General features: G+C 69.0%; 16 protein-coding genes. 6 read left to right on the forward strand and 10 right to left on the reverse strand.

Going from position 1 to position 17,363, the window contains the following annotated elements:
* Positions 1-12: 12 nt before the first annotated feature.
* Positions 13-204, forward strand: a complete 192-nt coding sequence (locus tag RBB34_RS12910; protein ID WP_306119636.1) for a hypothetical protein — start codon at positions 13-15, stop codon at positions 202-204.
* A 113-nt stretch (positions 205-317) separates the two neighbouring features.
* On the opposite strand, the gene RBB34_RS12915 is transcribed toward RBB34_RS12910, so the two are convergent.
* Both RBB34_RS12915 and RBB34_RS12920 read right to left on the reverse strand, forming a co-directional pair.
* Complete coding sequence (locus RBB34_RS12915) at positions 318-1,727, reverse strand: FAD-binding oxidoreductase (protein WP_306119637.1); 1,410 nt, start codon at positions 1,725-1,727, stop codon at positions 318-320.
* Positions 1,724-2,683, reverse strand: coding sequence for an L-threonylcarbamoyladenylate synthase (locus RBB34_RS12920; RefSeq protein ID WP_306119669.1), 960 nt, complete (start codon positions 2,681-2,683; stop codon positions 1,724-1,726). The genes RBB34_RS12915 and RBB34_RS12920 overlap by 4 nt, the downstream gene beginning before the upstream one ends.
* Positions 2,684-2,840: 157 nt before the next feature.
* Here RBB34_RS12920 and RBB34_RS12925 point away from each other — a divergent pair, with 157 nt between their 5' ends.
* Entirely contained in the window at positions 2,841-3,227 is a 387-nt protein-coding gene (locus tag RBB34_RS12925) for a hypothetical protein (protein ID WP_306119638.1), read from the forward strand.
* Positions 3,228-3,284: 57 nt separating this feature from the next.
* On the opposite strand, the gene glyS is transcribed toward RBB34_RS12925, so the two are convergent.
* From glyS to RBB34_RS12950, 5 genes are all read right to left on the reverse strand, one after another.
* The gene (gene glyS / locus RBB34_RS12930; protein WP_306119639.1) at positions 3,285-5,705 is read right to left on the reverse strand and encodes a glycine--tRNA ligase subunit beta; all 2,421 of its coding nucleotides are present in this window, start codon (positions 5,703-5,705) and stop codon (positions 3,285-3,287) included.
* Positions 5,706-5,762: 57 nt separating this feature from the next.
* On the reverse strand, positions 5,763-7,691 hold the full coding sequence (locus RBB34_RS12935; RefSeq protein ID WP_306119640.1) for a DUF2207 domain-containing protein: 1,929 nt from the start codon (positions 7,689-7,691) through the stop codon (positions 5,763-5,765).
* Between the two features lie 25 nt (positions 7,692-7,716).
* Positions 7,717-8,286, reverse strand: a complete 570-nt coding sequence (locus tag RBB34_RS12940) for a LemA family protein (RefSeq protein WP_306119641.1) — start codon at positions 8,284-8,286, stop codon at positions 7,717-7,719.
* 152 nt (positions 8,287-8,438) lie between these two features.
* Positions 8,439-8,930: a fasciclin domain-containing protein gene (locus tag RBB34_RS12945; RefSeq protein ID WP_306119642.1), complete on the reverse strand. Its 492-nt coding sequence runs from the start codon at positions 8,928-8,930 to the stop codon at positions 8,439-8,441.
* A gap of 149 nt (positions 8,931-9,079) precedes the next feature.
* On the reverse strand, positions 9,080-10,024 hold the full coding sequence (locus RBB34_RS12950; protein WP_306119643.1) for a glycine--tRNA ligase subunit alpha: 945 nt from the start codon (positions 10,022-10,024) through the stop codon (positions 9,080-9,082).
* A gap of 301 nt (positions 10,025-10,325) precedes the next feature.
* Between RBB34_RS12950 and RBB34_RS12955 the strand changes: the two genes are divergently transcribed.
* Positions 10,326-10,892 carry a DUF6101 family protein gene (locus tag RBB34_RS12955; protein ID WP_306119644.1) on the forward strand — a complete coding sequence of 189 codons (567 nt, stop codon included), beginning with the start codon at positions 10,326-10,328 and terminating at the stop codon, positions 10,890-10,892.
* Between the two features lie 7 nt (positions 10,893-10,899).
* Here RBB34_RS12955 and ubiA read toward each other — a convergent pair whose 3' ends face one another.
* Positions 10,900-11,865 carry a 4-hydroxybenzoate octaprenyltransferase gene (gene ubiA, locus RBB34_RS12960; RefSeq protein ID WP_306119645.1) on the reverse strand — a complete coding sequence of 322 codons (966 nt, stop codon included), beginning with the start codon at positions 11,863-11,865 and terminating at the stop codon, positions 10,900-10,902.
* A 119-nt stretch (positions 11,866-11,984) separates the two neighbouring features.
* Between ubiA and purD the strand changes: the two genes are divergently transcribed.
* Positions 11,985-13,268, forward strand: coding sequence for a phosphoribosylamine--glycine ligase (gene purD, locus RBB34_RS12965; RefSeq protein WP_306119646.1), 1,284 nt, complete (start codon positions 11,985-11,987; stop codon positions 13,266-13,268).
* On the opposite strand, the gene RBB34_RS12970 is transcribed toward purD, so the two are convergent.
* Together RBB34_RS12970 and RBB34_RS12975 are read right to left on the reverse strand one after the other, a co-directional pair.
* Positions 13,260-14,057, reverse strand: coding sequence for a methyltransferase (locus RBB34_RS12970; protein ID WP_306119647.1), 798 nt, complete (start codon positions 14,055-14,057; stop codon positions 13,260-13,262). The two genes, purD and RBB34_RS12970, sit on opposite strands and share 9 nt — an antisense overlap.
* Entirely contained in the window at positions 14,054-14,275 is a 222-nt protein-coding gene (locus RBB34_RS12975; protein ID WP_306119648.1) for a DUF2007 domain-containing protein, read from the reverse strand. Before RBB34_RS12975 ends, RBB34_RS12970 begins: the two co-directional genes overlap by 4 nt.
* Positions 14,276-14,462: 187 nt before the next feature.
* On the opposite strand from RBB34_RS12975, the gene RBB34_RS12980 reads away from it, so the two are divergent.
* Both RBB34_RS12980 and RBB34_RS12985 read left to right on the forward strand, forming a co-directional pair.
* Complete coding sequence (locus RBB34_RS12980; RefSeq protein WP_306119670.1) at positions 14,463-15,431, forward strand: polyprenyl synthetase family protein; 969 nt, start codon at positions 14,463-14,465, stop codon at positions 15,429-15,431.
* A gap of 114 nt (positions 15,432-15,545) precedes the next feature.
* The gene (locus tag RBB34_RS12985) at positions 15,546-17,351 is read left to right on the forward strand and encodes a tetratricopeptide repeat protein (protein ID WP_306119649.1); all 1,806 of its coding nucleotides are present in this window, start codon (positions 15,546-15,548) and stop codon (positions 17,349-17,351) included.
* Positions 17,352-17,363: the final 12 nt, after the last annotated feature.

The raw sequence follows: 17,363 nt of genomic DNA on the forward strand, positions 1-17,363 counted from the left end.
AGCGAGGTGATCATGCCCCAAATCCTGTTTCTGGCCGCCGTGGCCGTGGTCGGCTACCTTGGCTATCGCGCCTTCGTGCGCGAGGCGCAGAAGGTGTCGGCCCGCGTGCGCCGCGAGGAGCGCGAGCGCAAGACGAAGGCCGTCGGCACGCTGGTCAAGGACCCTGTGACCGGCGAATACCGCCCCGCCAAGGACGATGACTGAGCGCGGCCATGCCGGCAAGTGACGGCGGTTGAGCGGATCGGCCGGTCTCAAGCCTGCCGGGCCGGGCAGCGGGCCGCCGGTATCCATACGCGGCAGAGCCTGGTCGGCAGCGCCTACAACACCTTGCCCGGGTTCATGATCGCATTGGGATCGAAGGCCGCCTTTATGCGGCGCATCAGATCGAGCGCGACCGGCGACTTGGTCGCGGCCAGTTCCTGGCGCTTCATCTGGCCGATGCCGTGCTCGGCCGAGATCGAGCCGCCATGGGCGCGCACGAGCCCGTACACCACCGGCGTGATCCGATCGGTCAGATCGAGGAAGGCCTGCCGGTCCCAGCCGACGGGCTGCGAGACGTTGTAGTGCAGATTGCCATCGCCCAGATGGCCGAACGGGCACAGACGCGCCTCGGGCACGATGGCCAGGATCGCCTTTTCCGCCTCGGCCATGAAGGCCGGCAGCGCGCTGACCGGTACCGAGATGTCGTGCTTGATCGAGCCGCCTTCGGGGATCTGGCTTTCGGACATGGCCTCGCGCAATTGCCACAAGGCGAGGCGCTGCGCCTCGCTTTCGGCAATGGCCCCATCGAGCACCAGCCCGTGCTCGAAACCGGTCTCGGCGATACTGTCGAGCAGGGCACGGGCATCGTCGAGCGAGCGGCCCGAGGAGATTTCCAGCAGCACATACCACGGATAGGCCCTGGCCAGCGGATCGCGCATGCCGGGCATGTGGCGCAAGGTGAAGGCAACGCCCATGCGGGCCATCAGTTCGTAGGCGGTCAACGCCGTGCCGGCCACCGCGCGCGCGCGGCGGAACAGCGCCAGCGCGTCCTCGGGCGAGCCGACGGCGAGGAACGCCGCCGCCTTGCCGCGCGGCCTGGGGTAGAGCCTGAGCGTGGCGGCGGTGATGATGCCGAGCGTGCCCTCGGCGCCGATGAACAGATCGCGCAGATCGTAGCCGGTATTGTCCTTTTTCAGCTTGGACAGGCCGTCGAGCACGGAGCCGTCCGGCAGCACCACCTCGAGCCCCAGGCACTGGTCGCGGGCGACCCCATAGGCGAGCGCGCCGGTGCCGCCGGCATTGGTCGAAAGATTGCCGCCGATCTGACACGAGCCCTGGGCGGCGAGCGAAAGCGGGAACAGCCGGTCGTGGGCCTCGGTGGCATCATGGATCGCCGCGAGCACGACGCCGGCTTCCACGGTGATGGCATCCGCCTGGGTGTCGATCTCGCGGATCCTGTCGAGCCGGGCGGTGGAGACGATGACGGCATCGCCCGACCCGTCGGGAATCTGGCCGCCGACAAGGCCGGTATTGCCGCCCTGGGGCACGATGGCCGTGCCGGTCCGGTTTGCCAGCTCGAGGATCCGGGCAACCTCGGCCGTTGCGCCCGGACGCAGCACGGCGGCGGCGCGTCCGGTCCAGCGGCCGCGCCATTCGCGCAGATGCGGGGCGACATCGTCGTCGGTCACCGCCGCGTTGCGGGCGCCGACAATGTCGACGAAGCGCGTACGCAGGGCGTCGTTCACGGCGCTGGCCTCGGCGCGGCGGCGCGGCGCAGCCGGTCGTTGATCGCTTCGCCAAGGCCATGGTCAGGGATCGGCTCGACCGCCATGCAGGCCGCGCCCGTGGCGTCGAGCGCGTGCATCATGGCGAACAGATTGGCCGCCGCCTCGGCGAGATCGCCCGCCGGCGACAGGTTCTCGACCGCCACGGCCTGCTGCCAGCGAGCGGCGCGGTCCGGCCCGAAGGCCAGCAGCGCCTCGCCCGGTTGCAGCTCGGCGACATTGAGCCGCACGGCCATGTCCGGCGCGTAGTGCGAGGCTAGCATGCCCGGCGCGGTGACGGCGCCATCGCCTCCGGCGCGGGCGACGGGCCTGCCGGCGACCTTCTCGATCTGCTCGAGCGGCAGACCGCCGGGGCGCAGGCAGACGATCCGGCCGTCATGAACGCGCACGATCGTCGACTCAACGCCGACCCCGGTCGGTCCGCCATCGCAGATGAGCGGGACGGCATCGCCGAGGCTTTCGCGTACCGCCGCCGCCGTGGTCGGGCTGATCGCGCCGGAGCGGTTGGCGCTCGGCGCGGCGACGGGCCGGCCGAGCCGGGCGATCACCGCGCGCGCAACGCCGCGCGGCGCCCGGACCGCGACGGTGTCGAGGCCGGCCGTGACCAGTTCATGGACTTTGCTGTCGGGCCGCAGCGGCAGGACGAGCGTGAGCGGGCCGGGCCAGAACGCATCGGCCAGCATCGCCGAGAGCGGGTCGAAGAGGGCGTTGGCGCGCGCCATGGCAAGCCCGTCGACATGGCAGATCAGCGGGTTGAAGCGCGGCCGGCCCTTGGCCTCGAATATGCGCGCCACGGCCCTGCCGTTCGTCGCATCGGCCGCCAGCCCGTAAACCGTCTCGGTGGGAAGGGCGACGATCGAGCCGGCGGCAAGTTCGGCGACGACGCGCGCGATCCCCGAGGCGTCAGGCGCGACGATGCCGGTGCCGGCGGTGTGCGCGGGCGCGGTCACGGCGTCGATCCCGCGCCGCGCGGGCTGACCCTTAACCGGCCATTCATCAGTTTCGGAAACGGCATTTCAACGCGATCCGGGTAGCTTGCGGGACGGGTGATACAGAAAATCGGGACCGGCGACCATGAAAAACAGCCTGGCAATCCTTGCGGCCGCGAGCCTTCCTGCGATCGTGGCCACCGCGCCGTCGCATGCCGGCTATACGATCTATCAGGACAGCGCGATGCCGTCGGTTCTGTTCGTCGAGTTCGACGGGCCGGCCGTCACGAGCGCCGAGGTCATTCCGGCACCGTCGGTGCCGGTGAGCACGCCGCGCGTGATCGACGGTACAAGCCAGGATCCTTTCGTCAACGATCAAGGCGCGGCGCCGGCGCCGGGGCCGTCCGCCATGGACGAGGATTCCTTCGCGCGCATGGAAGACGAAGGCCCGATCCGCGAAGGCCCGCCGCCGGGCATGCCCGCCGAGGGCGCGGTGCCCGACGACCTGCTCGACGGCGTGGAACTGCGCTGAACGTCACGCACGTCCGACAATCGCAACGCCCGGGTCCAATCCCGGGCGCTTTCCGTCTCAGCCGGCGATCCTGGCGAAGTCGGCGAGCTTGCGCGTCGTCCGGCGCAGGCCGGACAGGATGGCCAGGCGGTTGGCGCGCAGGGTCGCCTCATCGGCATTGACCATCACCGCTTCGAAGAAGGCGTCGACCGCCGGCCGCAATTCGGCGAGGACGGCAAAGGCGCCCTCATAGTCCTCGCGGGCAATGTGATCGTCGACATGGCCGTCCACGGTCTCGATGACGTTGGCCAGTTCCCTTTCGGCCGGCTCTGACAGGAGCGACCGATCCACGGGGCCGTCGAACGCCCCTGCCCCGTCCTTCTTCTCCTCGGCGGCGAGGATGTTGAGCGCCCGCTCGGTGCCGACCCGCAGGTTCGCGCCGGTCTCGCTGTCGAGCAGCTTCTGCAGCGCCTCGACCTTGCGCACGACGATGAGCAGGTCGTCGTTGGCAGCCGTTTCTCCCTCCCCCTTAAGGGGAGGGTGGACCGGCGCGTCAGCGTCGGGCCGGGTGGGGGGAATGGCGCCGCCCCCCCCATCCCGCTGCTTCGCTTCGCTCGCAGCGACCCTCCCCTCAAGGGGGAGGGAGACGCCCGCCGCCAGCACCGCGTCGATCAGATCGTGCCGCGCGCCCTGGTCGCGCAGCCAGACCTTTAGGCGGTCATGGAAGAAGGAGAGGAGGTCGGCGGATACGCCATGATGCGACAGGCGCAGCCTGATCCCGTTCTCCAGCACGATCCGGATCACGCCGAGCGCCGCCCGCCTGAGCGCATAAGGGTCCTTGGAGCCGGTCGGCTTTTCGTCGATCGCCCAGAAGCCGGTCAGCATGTCGAGCTTGTCGGCCAGTGCCACGGCAATCGCGACAGGATCGGTCGGCACCGTGTCGGTCGGGCCGAGCGGTTTGTAATGGTCCTCGATCGCCGCGCAGACGGAGGGATGCTCGCCCTGCAGGCGGGCATATTCGGCGCCCATCTCGCCCTGCAGCTCGGGGAACTCGCCGACGATCTCGGTGGTCAGGTCGGCCTTGGCGAGATGCGCGGCGCGGCGGGCGAGATGGCGGAGGTCCCGGCGCCCACTCTCCCCCCTTGTGGGGGAGATGTCATCGCCGGCTCGTCCGGCGGTGACAGAGGGGGGTGTGTCGATCTCGGCACCACTACCCCCCTCTGTCGGCTGCGCCGACATCTCCCCCACAAGGGGGGAGAAGGGGAGCGAGCCCACCGAGTCGGCCACCACGTCCACGAGCTCCTCGGCCAGGGCCGCGATGCGCGCGACGCGTTCGCCCTGCGTGCCGAGCCTGGCATGGAACGTCACGCCCAGATGGTCGAGCTTGGCCATGCGCTGGTCGAGCGGCCTTGCAAGGTCGAGCCCAAATCTGTCCGCCGAGGGCCGATACTTGTCGAGATCGGGCAGGTCCGCCTGGTCGGTGCTCCAGAAATGCAGCGCATCGGCAAGGCGCGCGCGCACCACCTTGGCGTTGCCGCGCGCGATCTCCTCGCCGCCGTCCCTGGCGGCGATATTGGCGACCAGGATGAAGCGGTTGGTCAGCTTGCCGGTCGCCGGGTCACGGCAGACGAAGCATTTCTGGTTGGCCTTGATGGTCAGCCGCACGACCTCGTCGGGAAGCCGCAGATAGGAAACGTCGAACGTGCCCATCAGCACGACCGGCCATTCGACGAGCCCCGCCACCTCCGTCAGCAGCGCTTCATCCTCGACCAGTTCGATGCCGTTGGCAAAGGCGAGATTGCGCGCGTCCGTGGCGATGATCCGCTTGCGCCGTTCGGCATCGAGGATGACGAAACGGCGCTCGAGTTCGGCGACGTAGTCGTCAAAGCGCCGCACGGTGAACGCTTCGCCCGCATGGAAACGGTGCCCGCGCGTGAGATTGCCCGATGCGATGGCGTCGACCGTGAAGTCGACCACCACCGGGTCCTCGGTCTCCGGGCCGAAGGTGCACAGGATCGATTGCAGCGGCCGCACCCAGCGCAGCGAGCCCGGCTCGGCCGAGGCCGCACCCCAGCGCATCGATTTGGGCCAGGGAAAGTCGCGGATGATCTTCGGCATCGCCTCGGCAATGATCGCCTCGGCGTCGCGACCGGGTTTGCGAATGACGGCGACCAGAAAGTCGCCCTTCTTGGGGTCGGTCCGCACTTCGGCCTCGTCGACCGAGGCCAGTCCCGCACCGCGCAAAAAGCCGGCGATGGCCTTTTCGGGCGCATCGACGCGCGGACCCTTGCGCTCCTCGGTCTGGTCGGCCGAACGCGCGGTCAGCCCGCGCAGATCGAGCGCCAGACGGCGTGGCGTATGGTGCGCGCGCGCGCCCTCATAGGTCAGCCCGGCATCGACCAGCGCGCCGGTGACCGCCTTGCGCAGATGGTCGGCGGCGTTCTGCTGCATGCGCGCGGGAATTTCTTCGCTGAGCAGTTCGATGAGCAGGTCGGGCATTAGGGCGGCTTTGCTGGCTGGTGATCGCGCGGGCCATAGCAAGCCCCAAACGCCTTGTCACCAGCCGCCGCCACCACCACCGCCGCCGCCGCCGCCGGAGAACCCGCCGCCGCCGGAAAAGCCGGACGAGGAGGATTTGGGCGTCGGCATCGAAGCCGTCATCGACTTCGACAGATCGCCGGCGATCGCGCCCATCTGATCGCCGATGCGATCGGCCCGGAACGGGTCGCCGCGGTACCAGCGCGGGCCGTGATAGGCGACGGCGGTGGCAACCCCGGCGGCCGCCGCGGCCGTCAGCCATTTCTGGAAGGCTTCCGACCAGGGCTTTTCGACGCCCAGCGCCACCGCATAGGGCAGCAGCGTCTCGTAATGCTGCGGCGACATTTCGGGCGAGCCGAGCATGTTCATGCGGTCCTTCTCGGCGACGGACAGATAGCGCTTGAGGCCGGCGATCTCGGCCGAGCGCTTCTGGCCGAGCGGGGTCGGCGCGCCGATCAGGAAGAAGAACAGCACGTTGACCATCAACAGCGTGACCAGCGCGCCGACCAGAACCGGGCGGTCGATGAGATCGACGAAGCGGCCAAGGCCCTGGATGCCGACATTGAACACGAAGGTGCCGGCGATGAAGACGAGCACGGCGAAATTGATCTTGCCGCCCAGCCCGGAACGCAGGCCCTGCGCCGCCCTGACGACCATGAAGGTCAGGACCGCGCCGCCAAAGGCGAGCGGGAGTAGCGCGGCGAAGGTCTCGCCCGCCGCGCCGCCCGCGGCCAGCGCGGCAAACGTCACCGCCGCCGACAGGGCCAGCCCGGCGATGACATAGCCGATATTGGCCTTGTAGAAGACCGAGCGATGCTCGCCCTCGATCGCCGAGGTGAACTTGTCGACCATCGACTTGACCAAGGTGCCGTGCCCCTTGTCGATGGTCAGGGCGCCGCCGGCGGAGTCGACCCTGCCGGCCACGGCCTGCTCGCCGACGGGCAGATCGGCGCCGAAGACCGGCCTGGTGGTGCGCTTCATGGTCAGCGTGCCGGCCTGGTTGTCCAGTTCGAGAAAGCCGCCCACGGCGAGATTGAGCGTGGCGGCCGACAGCGCGGTGAAGCCCTGCCCCCTCAGCCCGCGATTGGCGATGTAATGGGTGAGCGCCGGCGAGACGCCTTCGGGCGGCTGCCAGCGCGGCACGACGATCTGCTCGGGCGGGTCGCGCCCGACCCGGTTCCAGGCCCACAACAAAAAGACGATCACGCCGATCAGCCCGGCGATGGCGATCGCCTCGCCGGCATTGTCGCGCCACCACCAGGCGAGCCGATGCCGGCCCGTGGGCGGGGCGACGAACCCCTTGGGAAAGGCGACGCCGACGGTCAGCCCCTCGCGCGGGCCGAGCGGCTCTGTCGTCTCGAAATAGGCAATGCGGCCGCCATCGCGCAGTTCGGCGCGGGCATTTTGCGCGCGCGAGCCGAACGGACCGGTGTAGGCGACCAGATCCTGCGCGCGGGCATCGCCGGGAAGGTCGACCGTCGCGCGGGCGACATCGATCGGAAAAGCCCAGGCATTGCCGGTGACGTTCCAGAACAGTTCGTCATGGCCGTCCAGGAAGCGTAGCTGCCGGTCGGTGACGTAGCTCAGCCGGTAGGTGTAGGTGCCCGGCTGCAGCATGACATCGGCATCGCCGATATAGACCCGCGCCACCCGGGCCGACCGCTCGACGCGGAAGGGCTCGGGCTCGCCGTTCTTCGTCACGGCCGTGACGTCGAAGCCGACCAGCCTTTCGCGCCCCGCCTCATCCTCGAACCGCAGGGGAAAATCGCGAAAGATGCCGCGGCGGATCTGCCGGCCCTCGGCGGTGACGCGGATGGTTTCGGTGACATCGAGCGAGCCATCGGTGTTGATCGCGATGTCGCTGGCAAAGACCTCGATGCGCTCGTCGGCCCGGGCGGGCAGCGCCACCAGCACGAGCGCCAGGATTGCGACGATCAGGCGGGCCACGGCCGCATCTCCCCGGCAGGCGGTCTCAGTTTCCGAAGGCGACCTGCGGCACGGCGCGGTCGCCGGGGTCCTCGAGCTCGAAATAGTCGGCCTGCACGAAGTTGAAGGTGTTGGCGACGAGGTTGGAGGGAAAGCTTTCGACCTTGACGTTCAGTTCGCGCGCCGAGCCGTTGTAGTAGCGCCGCGCCATCTGGATCTCGCGTTCGGTCTCCTCCAGCGCCTCCTGCAGATCGGCGAAGTTCTGGTTGGCCTTCAGGTCGGGATAGCTTTCGGCGACGGCGAACAGCCGGCCGAGCGCCTGGCTCAGCAAGCCTTCGGCGGCGGCGCGCCCGGCGACATCGTCCGCCGGCACGTTCTGGGCGCGCGTGCGCAGCTCGGTGACGCGCTCGAGCGTTTCCTTCTCGTGGCCGGCATATCCCTTGACGGTCTCGACCAGGTTCGGGATCAGGTCGGCGCGGCGCTTGAGCTGCACGTCGATGCCGCTCCAGGCCTCCTGGACCATCTGACGGGCGCGCACGAGCGCATTGTAGGTGACGATCGCATAGGCAGCGAGCGCCACGACGATGATCAGTGTGATTGTGCCGCCGCCGAACATGGGCCTCTCCGTCAATCGAAAGCGCGCGCCGAACCTAACCAAGCCGGGGCGCGAAGTCACGCGGGATGTGGGGCCGGCGACAGCGTGTCAAATCCAGTGGAAAAGCCCCGGCCGCAGGTGCGGACGGGGCCATGCATTGCCGGCGGTGCCGATCAGTTGGAGGGCAGCATGACCTTGTCGATGACATGGATGATGCCGTTGTCGGCGCGGATGTCGGCGGCGACGACATTGGCGCCGTCGACGACGACCGCGCCGGTGTGTGCGTCCTTCTCGATCGCCAGAAGGCGGTCACCGCCGGACTTGATCGTGCGGATGTGGATCTGGCGGCCCGGAAGCTGGTTGGACGCCAGTTCGCGCGGCAGCACGTGATAGCTGAGGATCGCGGCGAGCTGGTCCTTGTTCTCGGGCTCGAGCAGGCTTTCGACAGTGCCGGCCGGCAGGGCGGCAAAGGCATCGTCGGTCGGGGCGAAGACGGTCAGGTTCTCGCCCTCGGCAAGGGCGCCGGCCAGACCGGCGGCTTCGGCTGCGGCCAGCAGCGTGCCGAAGGTGCCGGCATCCTGGGCGACCTCGACGATGTTGGCGGCCTTGGCCGGGACGGCGAAGAGCGCGGCGGAAAGGGCGGCGCCGATAAGCAGTTTGCGCATGGGTAGTCCTCCTTGAGCGGGTTCGATCCGACGCGGGTGCGCCGATGCAACCTGCTACGGAGGCGGGCCCGCGCGGATGATCGCGCCGCGATCACACCGGTTCACGTTATTGTGGGTGATCCGATCGAGCTTGCGCGCGTACGGCGCGCCTATCGCGCGCCGCCGGCCCGGGTCATCAGGAACGCCTCGCCGCAGGCCTTGGCCAGATCGCGCACGCGCAAAATGTAGCTCTGGCGCTCGGTGACCGAGATCACCCCGCGCGCGTCGAGCAGGTTGAAGACGTGCGATGCCTTGATGGTCTGATCGTAGGCGGGCAGCACGCATTTGTGCAGGCCGTCACCGGTGCCCTCGCCGGGCGCGCCGGCCGCGAGCAGCGCCCGGCATTCGGCCTCGGCATCCTCGAAATGGCGCTTGAGCATGGCCGTATCGGCCAGTTCGAAATTGTGGCGCGAATATTCCTGCTCGGCCTGCAGGAAGACCTCGCCATAGCTGATCCTGTCCTCGCCCTCGCCGCCATTGAAGTTCAGGTCGTAGACGTTGTCGACATTTTGCACATACATCGCCAGTCGCTCGAGGCCGTAGGTGAGTTCGCCGGAAACGGGCGCGCACTCGATGCCGCAGACCTGTTGGAAATAGGTGAACTGCGACACTTCCATGCCGTCGCACCAGCACTCCCAGCCGAGCCCCCAGGCGCCCAGCGTCGGGCTCTCCCAGTCGTCCTCGACAAAGCGGATGTCATGCAGCAGCGGGTCGATGCCGATGGCCTGAAGCGAGCCCAGATAGAGCGCCTGCAGGTCCGGCGGCGAGGGCTTGAGGAGCACCTGGAACTGGTAATAGTGCTGCAGGCGATTGGGGTTCTCGCCATAGCGCCCGTCTGTCGGCCGGCGCGAGGGCTGCACATAGGCCGCCTTCCACGGCCTGGGACCGAGCGAGCGCAGCGTGGTGGCCGGATGAAAGGTGCCGGCGCCGACCTCCATGTCATAGGGCTGCAGGATCGCGCAGCCACGCCGCGCCCAGTAGTCCTGGAGCGTCAGGATCAGGCCCTGGAAGGAGCGCGTGGGATGCTGCGGATCGTCGGGCGAATGGGCGGTCATGAAGGTGCGTTCGGCCGGTTGGGATTGTGGCGGCCAGTTGGCACGGCCGTGCCAGGCGGTCAAGGTGCGAGCGCGCGGCGGGACGGCGACGCATCGCCTCGCATTGCCACGACCCGGTTGGTGGTTCGCTAACCATCTGTCCAATCAGGCTTTCTTAACCGCGTTCCTTAGCGCTTGCTTGGGCGGGCCGGGCTAGTCTGGCCCTGTCGAGGCGATGGACACAAATCGCCCGGCATGCAGGGAACAGGGACCGAAGAGGCCACAGGCCCGCGGCTCTCAGGACAACAGGCGAGGCGTCCACATGATGACCACCGGCGCGCAACCGGCCTGGGCGGGCCAGCAATTCCGGCTCGATCCGGAACGGCTGCCACAAAAGCTCTGCTACGCAACCCAGTCCGGCGAGGTCACCATCACCGTCGACCGCAACGGAGCGACGCTCAAGCGCACGCTTCCCCAGTCCGGCCTGCCGCTGCACGTGGCGCTGCCCCGGCGGGTGTTTCGCGGCGTGGTGGCGCGGGCCACCGAGACCGGCCCGGAAAGCGCGCTGGTCACGCTCGAACTGCTGCATGACGACGAGGCGCTGTGCGTGCCGCTCACGGTCGGCCACGACCTGAACAAGATCGCCCATGACTGGCAGCACTGGTCGGAGCTTCTCGGCCTGCCGATGATGATGGTCGAAGCCGACGGCGTGGCGCGCACGCTCGAAGAGAGCGCCAGGGCGATCATCATGGGCGGCAGCCAGCCGCGCCGCCATCACGCCATGTTCGCCGAGCGGCGGCCGCGCTTTCTGGCGCGCCGGCGGCTGGGCAATCTGGGCGTGCGGCTGACCGTCGCCGGCCAGGAGATCATCGCCCGCGACGAGCGCTAGCGCTTCCTCACAGCGCCTGCGCCAGGCCGGCGATCACCAGCCCGCCGAAGATCAGCCAGCCGACACTGGAATTGGACCTGAACAGCGCCAGGCACTGGTCGGCGTTGTCGATGTCCAGCACGCGGATCTGGTTGCCCATGTGCAGCGCGGCGGCGGCCAGGCCGAGATAGGCCAGCGGCGGCACGCCCGTCGCCGCGAACGCCGCCGTCAGCAGCGCCAGCATGCCGCCGTAAAGGACAACGAGCGCACAACGCGTGCGCGCGCCGAACAGCCGCGCCGTCGAGCGCACGCCGACCAGCGCGTCGTCCTCCTTGTCCTGATGGGCGTAGATGGTGTCATAGCCGATCGTCCAGAGGATGGCGCCGGCATAAAGCAGAAGCGCCGGCGCGGCGAGCTCGCCATGCACGGCCGCCCAGCCCATCAGCGCGCCCCAGGAAAAGGCGAGCCCGAGCACGAATTGCGGCCAGTCGGTCACGCGCTTGGCGAACGGGTAGACCGCGACCACGGCGAGCGAGGCGATGCCAAGCCAGATGGCGAACACGTTGAACTGGATCAGGACGACAAAGCCGACCAGCGACTGGCCGACAAGGAAGGCCTTGGCCTGAAACCGGCTGACCTTTCCCGACGGCAGCGGGCGCGAACGGGTGCGCGCCACCTGGTCGTCGATGTTCTGGTCGACGAGGTCGTTATAGGTGCAGCCCGCCCCGCGCATGGCAATGGCGCCGATCAGGAACAGGGCGAGATGCCAGGGGTCGGGCAGGCCGGCGACGGGCACCTGCGCGCCCGCGCCGAACGGGGCGAGCGCGGCCGACCACCAGCATGGCCACAAGAGCAGCCACCAGCCGATCGGCCGGTCCCAGCGGGCGAGCTGCGCATAGGGCCAGGCCGCGCGCGGCAGCGCCGCATAGACCCAGTGGCCCGAGGGCGCGTCGGCCACGCGGCCCTGGCGCTGCTTTGACTGCACGTCGTCCATGGCGGCGTGCTGGCAAGCCGGCCACCAAAAATCAAGCGCCAAGGTGATCTTGACCCGCGTCCGATCAGCGCGTAGCGCCAACGGCCTGCCGAAACGCCAGAAGGAACGGAGCGCAAAGCATGCGGGTGTTGCTGATCGGATCGGGCGGTCGCGAGCATGCGCTCGCCTGGAAGCTCGCCGCTTCGCCCGATCTGCAAGCGCTGATCTGCGCGCCGGGCAATCCGGGCACCGAGGCGATCGCGACCAATGCCGTCATCGACATCGCCGATCACGGCGCGGTCGTCGATTTCTGCCGCATCCAGGGCGTTGGTCTGGTCGTGATCGGTCCGGAGGCACCGCTGGTCGCAGGGCTCGCCGATGATCTGCGCGCCGCCGGCATCGCCGCCTTCGGCCCGTCGGCGGCAGCGGCGCGGCTCGAGGGCTCGAAGGGCTTCACCAAGGATCTGTGCGCACGGTTCGGCATCCCCACGGCGGCCTATCGGCGCTTCAACAACGCGCCCAAGGCCAAGGCGTTCGCGCGGGCGCAAGGGGCGCCGGTCGTCGTCAAGGCCGACGGGCTCGCCGCCGGCAAGGGCGTGACGGTCGCCATGACGCTCGAAGAGGCGATGGCGGCGATCGAGGACTGCTTCGAGGGCGCGTTCGGCGAGGCCGGCGCCGAGGTGGTGATCGAAGAATATCTCAAGGGCGAGGAAGTCAGCTTCTTCTGCCTGTGCGACGGCCGGACCGCGCGGCCGCTCGCCTCGGCGCAGGACCACAAGCGCGTCGGCGATGGCGATACCGGCCCCAACACCGGCGGCATGGGTGCCTATTCGCCGGCGCCGATCTTCGATGAGGCGATGCAGCGCCAGGTGATGGACACGATCGTCGGACCGACCGTCGCCGAGCTGGCCGAGATGGGCTGCCCGTTCTCGGGCGTGCTTTATGCCGGGCTGATGATCACCGCCGACGGGCCGAAGCTGATCGAGTACAATGTCCGTTTCGGCGATCCGGAATGCCAGGTGCTGATGGCGCGGCTCGACAGCGACCTGCTGACGATCCTGATGGCGACCGCCGACGGCACGCTCGACGATGTCGATATCCGATGGCGCGACGCGGCGGCGCTGGCGGTCGTCATGTGCGCGCGCGGCTATCCGGACACCCCCGAAAAGGGCTCGGTCATCGGCGGCATCGAGGCGGCGCAGGCGATCGAGGACGTGGAATTGTTCCATGCCGGCACGGCGCGGCGCAACGACCGGATCGTCGCCAATGGCGGGCGCGTGCTCAATCTGGTCGGCATCGGCGCCGATGTCGCGGCGGCGCGCGAGCGCGCCTATCGGGGCGTGGCGGCGATCGATTGGCCCGAGGGCTTCTGCCGCTCCGATATCGGCTGGCGCGCGGTCGGCAGGAACAGCGCCTCAGCCTGACATAGGCAGCGCGGCGCGGCCGTTGGTCAGCGCCTCGGCCCGCTCGGTGAGCGTGTGGCCCCGGTTCGCGTGCACGGTGAGCGAGGGCAGGATCGTCATGCGCGCCCGGCTGCCGCGGACCGCCCCGATCAGGACGCGGTTGGCGTTCGCCTCGGTGCGCGGATGAACGGCCCGGATGGCGATGGCGCCGAACCGGCCTTCCAGCGCGCTCAGCCAATGGGCGAGCATGGAGGGGCGGACGATCAGCGCGAGCCGGCCGCCGGGCCGGCAGATTGCGGCGGCGGTGCGCATCCAGGCGGTCATCGTCTCGGCGTCGATGACATGGGCGCTCGCCCGGCCCGGCCGTGGCGAGACGCGGTCGCGCGGATCGTTGAAGGGCGGGTTGGCGATGACGCGATCGAAATGCCGGTCCGCCAGGCCTGCCGCCGCGCGCGCCTTGCCTGTCGCGGTGAGGTCGGCCTCGACGATCCGGGCACGGCCGGCCAGATGGGCGTTGTGTTCGAGGCGCAATGTCGCGCGCAGGCAACCGCCCATGACCGGATCGTTCTCCACCAGCACGGCGCGGGCCTTCGGGCACCGATTGAGGACGGCGAGACCGGCCGCCCCGGCGCCGGCCCCGAGATCGGCCAGCGTGCCGGCAAAGCCGTCCTCGACGCAGGCGGCGAGCAGCATCGCATCGAGCCCGGAGCGGTGGTGCCCGCGGGCGGGCTGGACGACGAGGAAGCCGCCGCGGTGAAAGGCATCGGTTGTGGTGGCGATGCCGCCGGTCGCCGCGTCGCTTGCGCTCATGCCCTCAGTTCATGGCCGAGCCCGGCGTCGCGCATGATCCGGCGGGCCTGCTCGATGCGGTCGGCCTCGACCAGGATGCGCCGGGGGATCGCGCCGATCGAGCCCTCGACGATCGACATGTTCTGGTCGGCGATCATCACGCCGATGCCCGCGTCGCGCATCAGCGCCTCGACGAAGGACAAGGTGACGGCATTGTTGGTGCGCATGAGTTCTTCCACGTCTTCCGGTTACGACGTTGCGAGGCGCCGGGCAAGCGCCGCGCGTTCACGACCGTGACAAGCGCCGTGGCCGGCACGTGCCAATTCGCCGCTTGCCGCCCGGGGGGCTTGCGCCTAGTTTGCGCGCAAAAAGTCGAGGAGAGCGGGCGTGGGTGTCGCGGTTTCGGTCACACAAGAACAAGCAGGCATCGGCGCGCTCGCCGCGCTGGCGAGGCCGGGCATGGAGCGCGTCAACGCGCTGATCCTCGAGAAGGCCGGCTCGGACGTGCAGATGATCCCCGAAGTGGCCAACCATCTGATCAATTCGGGCGGCAAGCGGCTGCGGCCGATGCTGACCATCGCCGGCGCGGAAATGTTCGGCTATCGCGGCGACGGCCATGTCAAGCTCGCCGCCAGCGTCGAGTTCATGCATACCGCCACGCTGCTGCACGACGACGTTGTCGACGAGAGCGACCGGCGCCGGTCCAAGCCGACCGCGCGCATGATCTGGGGCAACCAGGCGAGCGTGCTGGTCGGCGACTTCCTGCTCGGCCAGGCCTTTCGCATGATGGTCGATGTCGGCTCGATGGACGCGCTCGACGTTTTGTCCACCGCCTCGGCGATCATCGCCGAGGGCGAGGTGATGCAGCTTGCGGCGGCCAAGAGCCTTGCGACCACCGAAGAGGACTATCTGGCCGTCATCAAGGCCAAAACGGCCGCGTTGTTCCTGGCGGCGGCCGAGGTGGGACCGATCGTGGCGGGCGCATCGCCGGAGGCGCGCGTCGCCATGCGCGAGTACGGGCTCAGCCTGGGCCTGGCGTTCCAGCTCGTCGACGACGTTCTCGACTATGGCGGCAATGCGGGCGAACTGGGCAAGAATGTCGGCGACGATTTCCGCGAGGGCAAGGTCACCCTGCCGGTGATCCTCGCCCATCAACGAGGCGATGCCGACGAACGCGCATTCTGGAAGGCGAGCATCGAGGACGGCCACAATGACGACGGCCGCCTGCGCCGGGCGCGCACCCTGCTCGATACCCATGGCGCGCTGGCCGACACCATCGCGCGCGCCCGCCAGTACGGCGCGGCGGCAAGCGACGCGCTCGCCCCGCTGCCCGCCGGCGCCCACAAGAACGCGCTGCTCGACGTGGTCGACTTCTGCATCTCGCGGCTCAACTGACCGTGAAACCGGCGCGACATTTGTCCCGCCGGGCCGATTGCGGGGCCACCACAAAACGGTCATTGTGACCGCTACTGCTTCGATCTGCGCCAACAAGGAACCGGTTCTGCTGCGATGATGGCCACCAAACGCTTTCCCACCCGCGTCGCGATCGCGGCCTGCCTGATTGTCGCGGTCGCCGGCACCGGCGCCGCCCAGGCGCGCGCCGACACGCCCGACACGGCCTCCACGCGCTCGTTCGCCGGCGCCTATCTGGCCGCCAACGCCGCGCGCGGCGACTTCGATTTCGACGCGGCCTCGCGCTACTACATGCAGGCGCTGCGGTTCGACCCGCAAAACGAATCGCTGCAGCGCGAGCTGATGATCGCGCTGGTCACCGATGGCCAGGTCGAAGCGGCGATCCCCTATGCGAGGGCGCTCAAGGACAGCCGCGACTCCGAGCGCGTGGCGCGGCTGGTGCTCGGCGTCGACGCTGTGCGCGACGGCCGCTATGGCGATGCCGAGCCGCTGCTGATCCTTTATGTGGAGAACGAACTGGAGCGGCTTCTGACGGGCGTCATGCGGGCCTGGGCGCGCCATGGCGCCGGCGATACGCAGGGCGCGCTGTCGCTGCTCGACGAGCTTTCGGGTCCGGAATGGTACGCGCTGTTCGTCGCCTATCATGGCGGGCTCATCGCCGATGCGGCCGGCCTTGCCGAAGACGCCGAGCGGCGATTTGAGGACGCGCTCAACAATTCCGCCGGCGGCAGCGCCTCGCCGCTGACCTATATCCGCCTGGCCGCCGCGCACGCGCGGTTCCTGGCGCGGCAAGGGCGGGTTCAGGAAGCCGCCGAGATCATCGAGCGCGGGCTGGGCATCGCGCCCAACAATCCCGACCTTCTGGTGCTGCGCCAGACCATCGATCTTTCCGACGGTGCCGGCGCGCCCATCGGCTCGGCGGCGCGCGGGGTGGCCGAGATCCTGCTCAATCTGGGTTCGGCGATCAATCGCGACGGCGCCGAGGAATTCGCCGCGCTCTATCTGGAACTGGCGCGTTCGGCCGCGCCCGGCGAACCGCAGATCCTGTTCGAGCTCGGCACCATCGCCGAACGGCTCGGCCAGCCGGAAAAGGCAATCGGCTACTATGCGGAAATCGACGAGGAGGCCCCGCTGGCCCATATCGCGGCGCTGCAGCGGGGTCTTGCCCTGTCCGATCTGGGGCGCGACGACGAGGCAAAGGCGACGCTCGGCAAGCTCATCGCGGAGAACCCGACCGATTTTCGCGGCTATCTGGCCCTTGGGGGCGTGCACGCCTCGCTCAGGGAGTTCGAGGAGGCCGCCAGCGTCTATGAGCGCGCCATCGAGACGATGGATCTCGATGATCCGCGCTTCTGGCAGTTGCACTACAGGCTCGGCATCGCCTATGAGCGCACCGACCGCTGGCCGGAAGCCGAGCGCGTGTTCAAGTACACGCTCACCCTGTCGCCCGACCAGCCCGATGTCCTCAACTATCTGGGCTATTCCTGGATCGACATGAGCATGCATCTCGACGAGGGCATCGAGATGATCCGCAAGGCGGTCGAGCAGCGCCCGCGCGACGGCTACATCGTCGATTCGCTGGGCTGGGCCTATTATCGTCTGGGCGAGTTCGACAAGGCCGTCGAGCATCTGGAGCGCGCCACCGAGCTGCGGCCGCGCGATGCGATCATCAACGACCATCTGGGCGATGCCTACTGGCGCGTCGGCCGCATGCTCGAGGCGACCTATCAGTGGTCGCGCGTGCTCGGCATGGAAATGGACGAGGAGGACCTCGCCCTGGTACGCGCCAAGCTCGAGGCGGCGCAGACACCGGACATCGAACCGGCCATCGCCACCAGCCGGGTCGATGAAGGCGCGGCCGAGCAGGCCGAGGCCACCGCGCCCACCGACAATGACGGCTGACCGGGCGGCCCG

The sequence above is a fragment of the Roseitalea sp. MMSF_3546 genome, assembly GCF_030732865.1.
Taxonomy (GTDB): Bacteria; Pseudomonadota; Alphaproteobacteria; order Rhizobiales; family Rhizobiaceae; genus Roseitalea.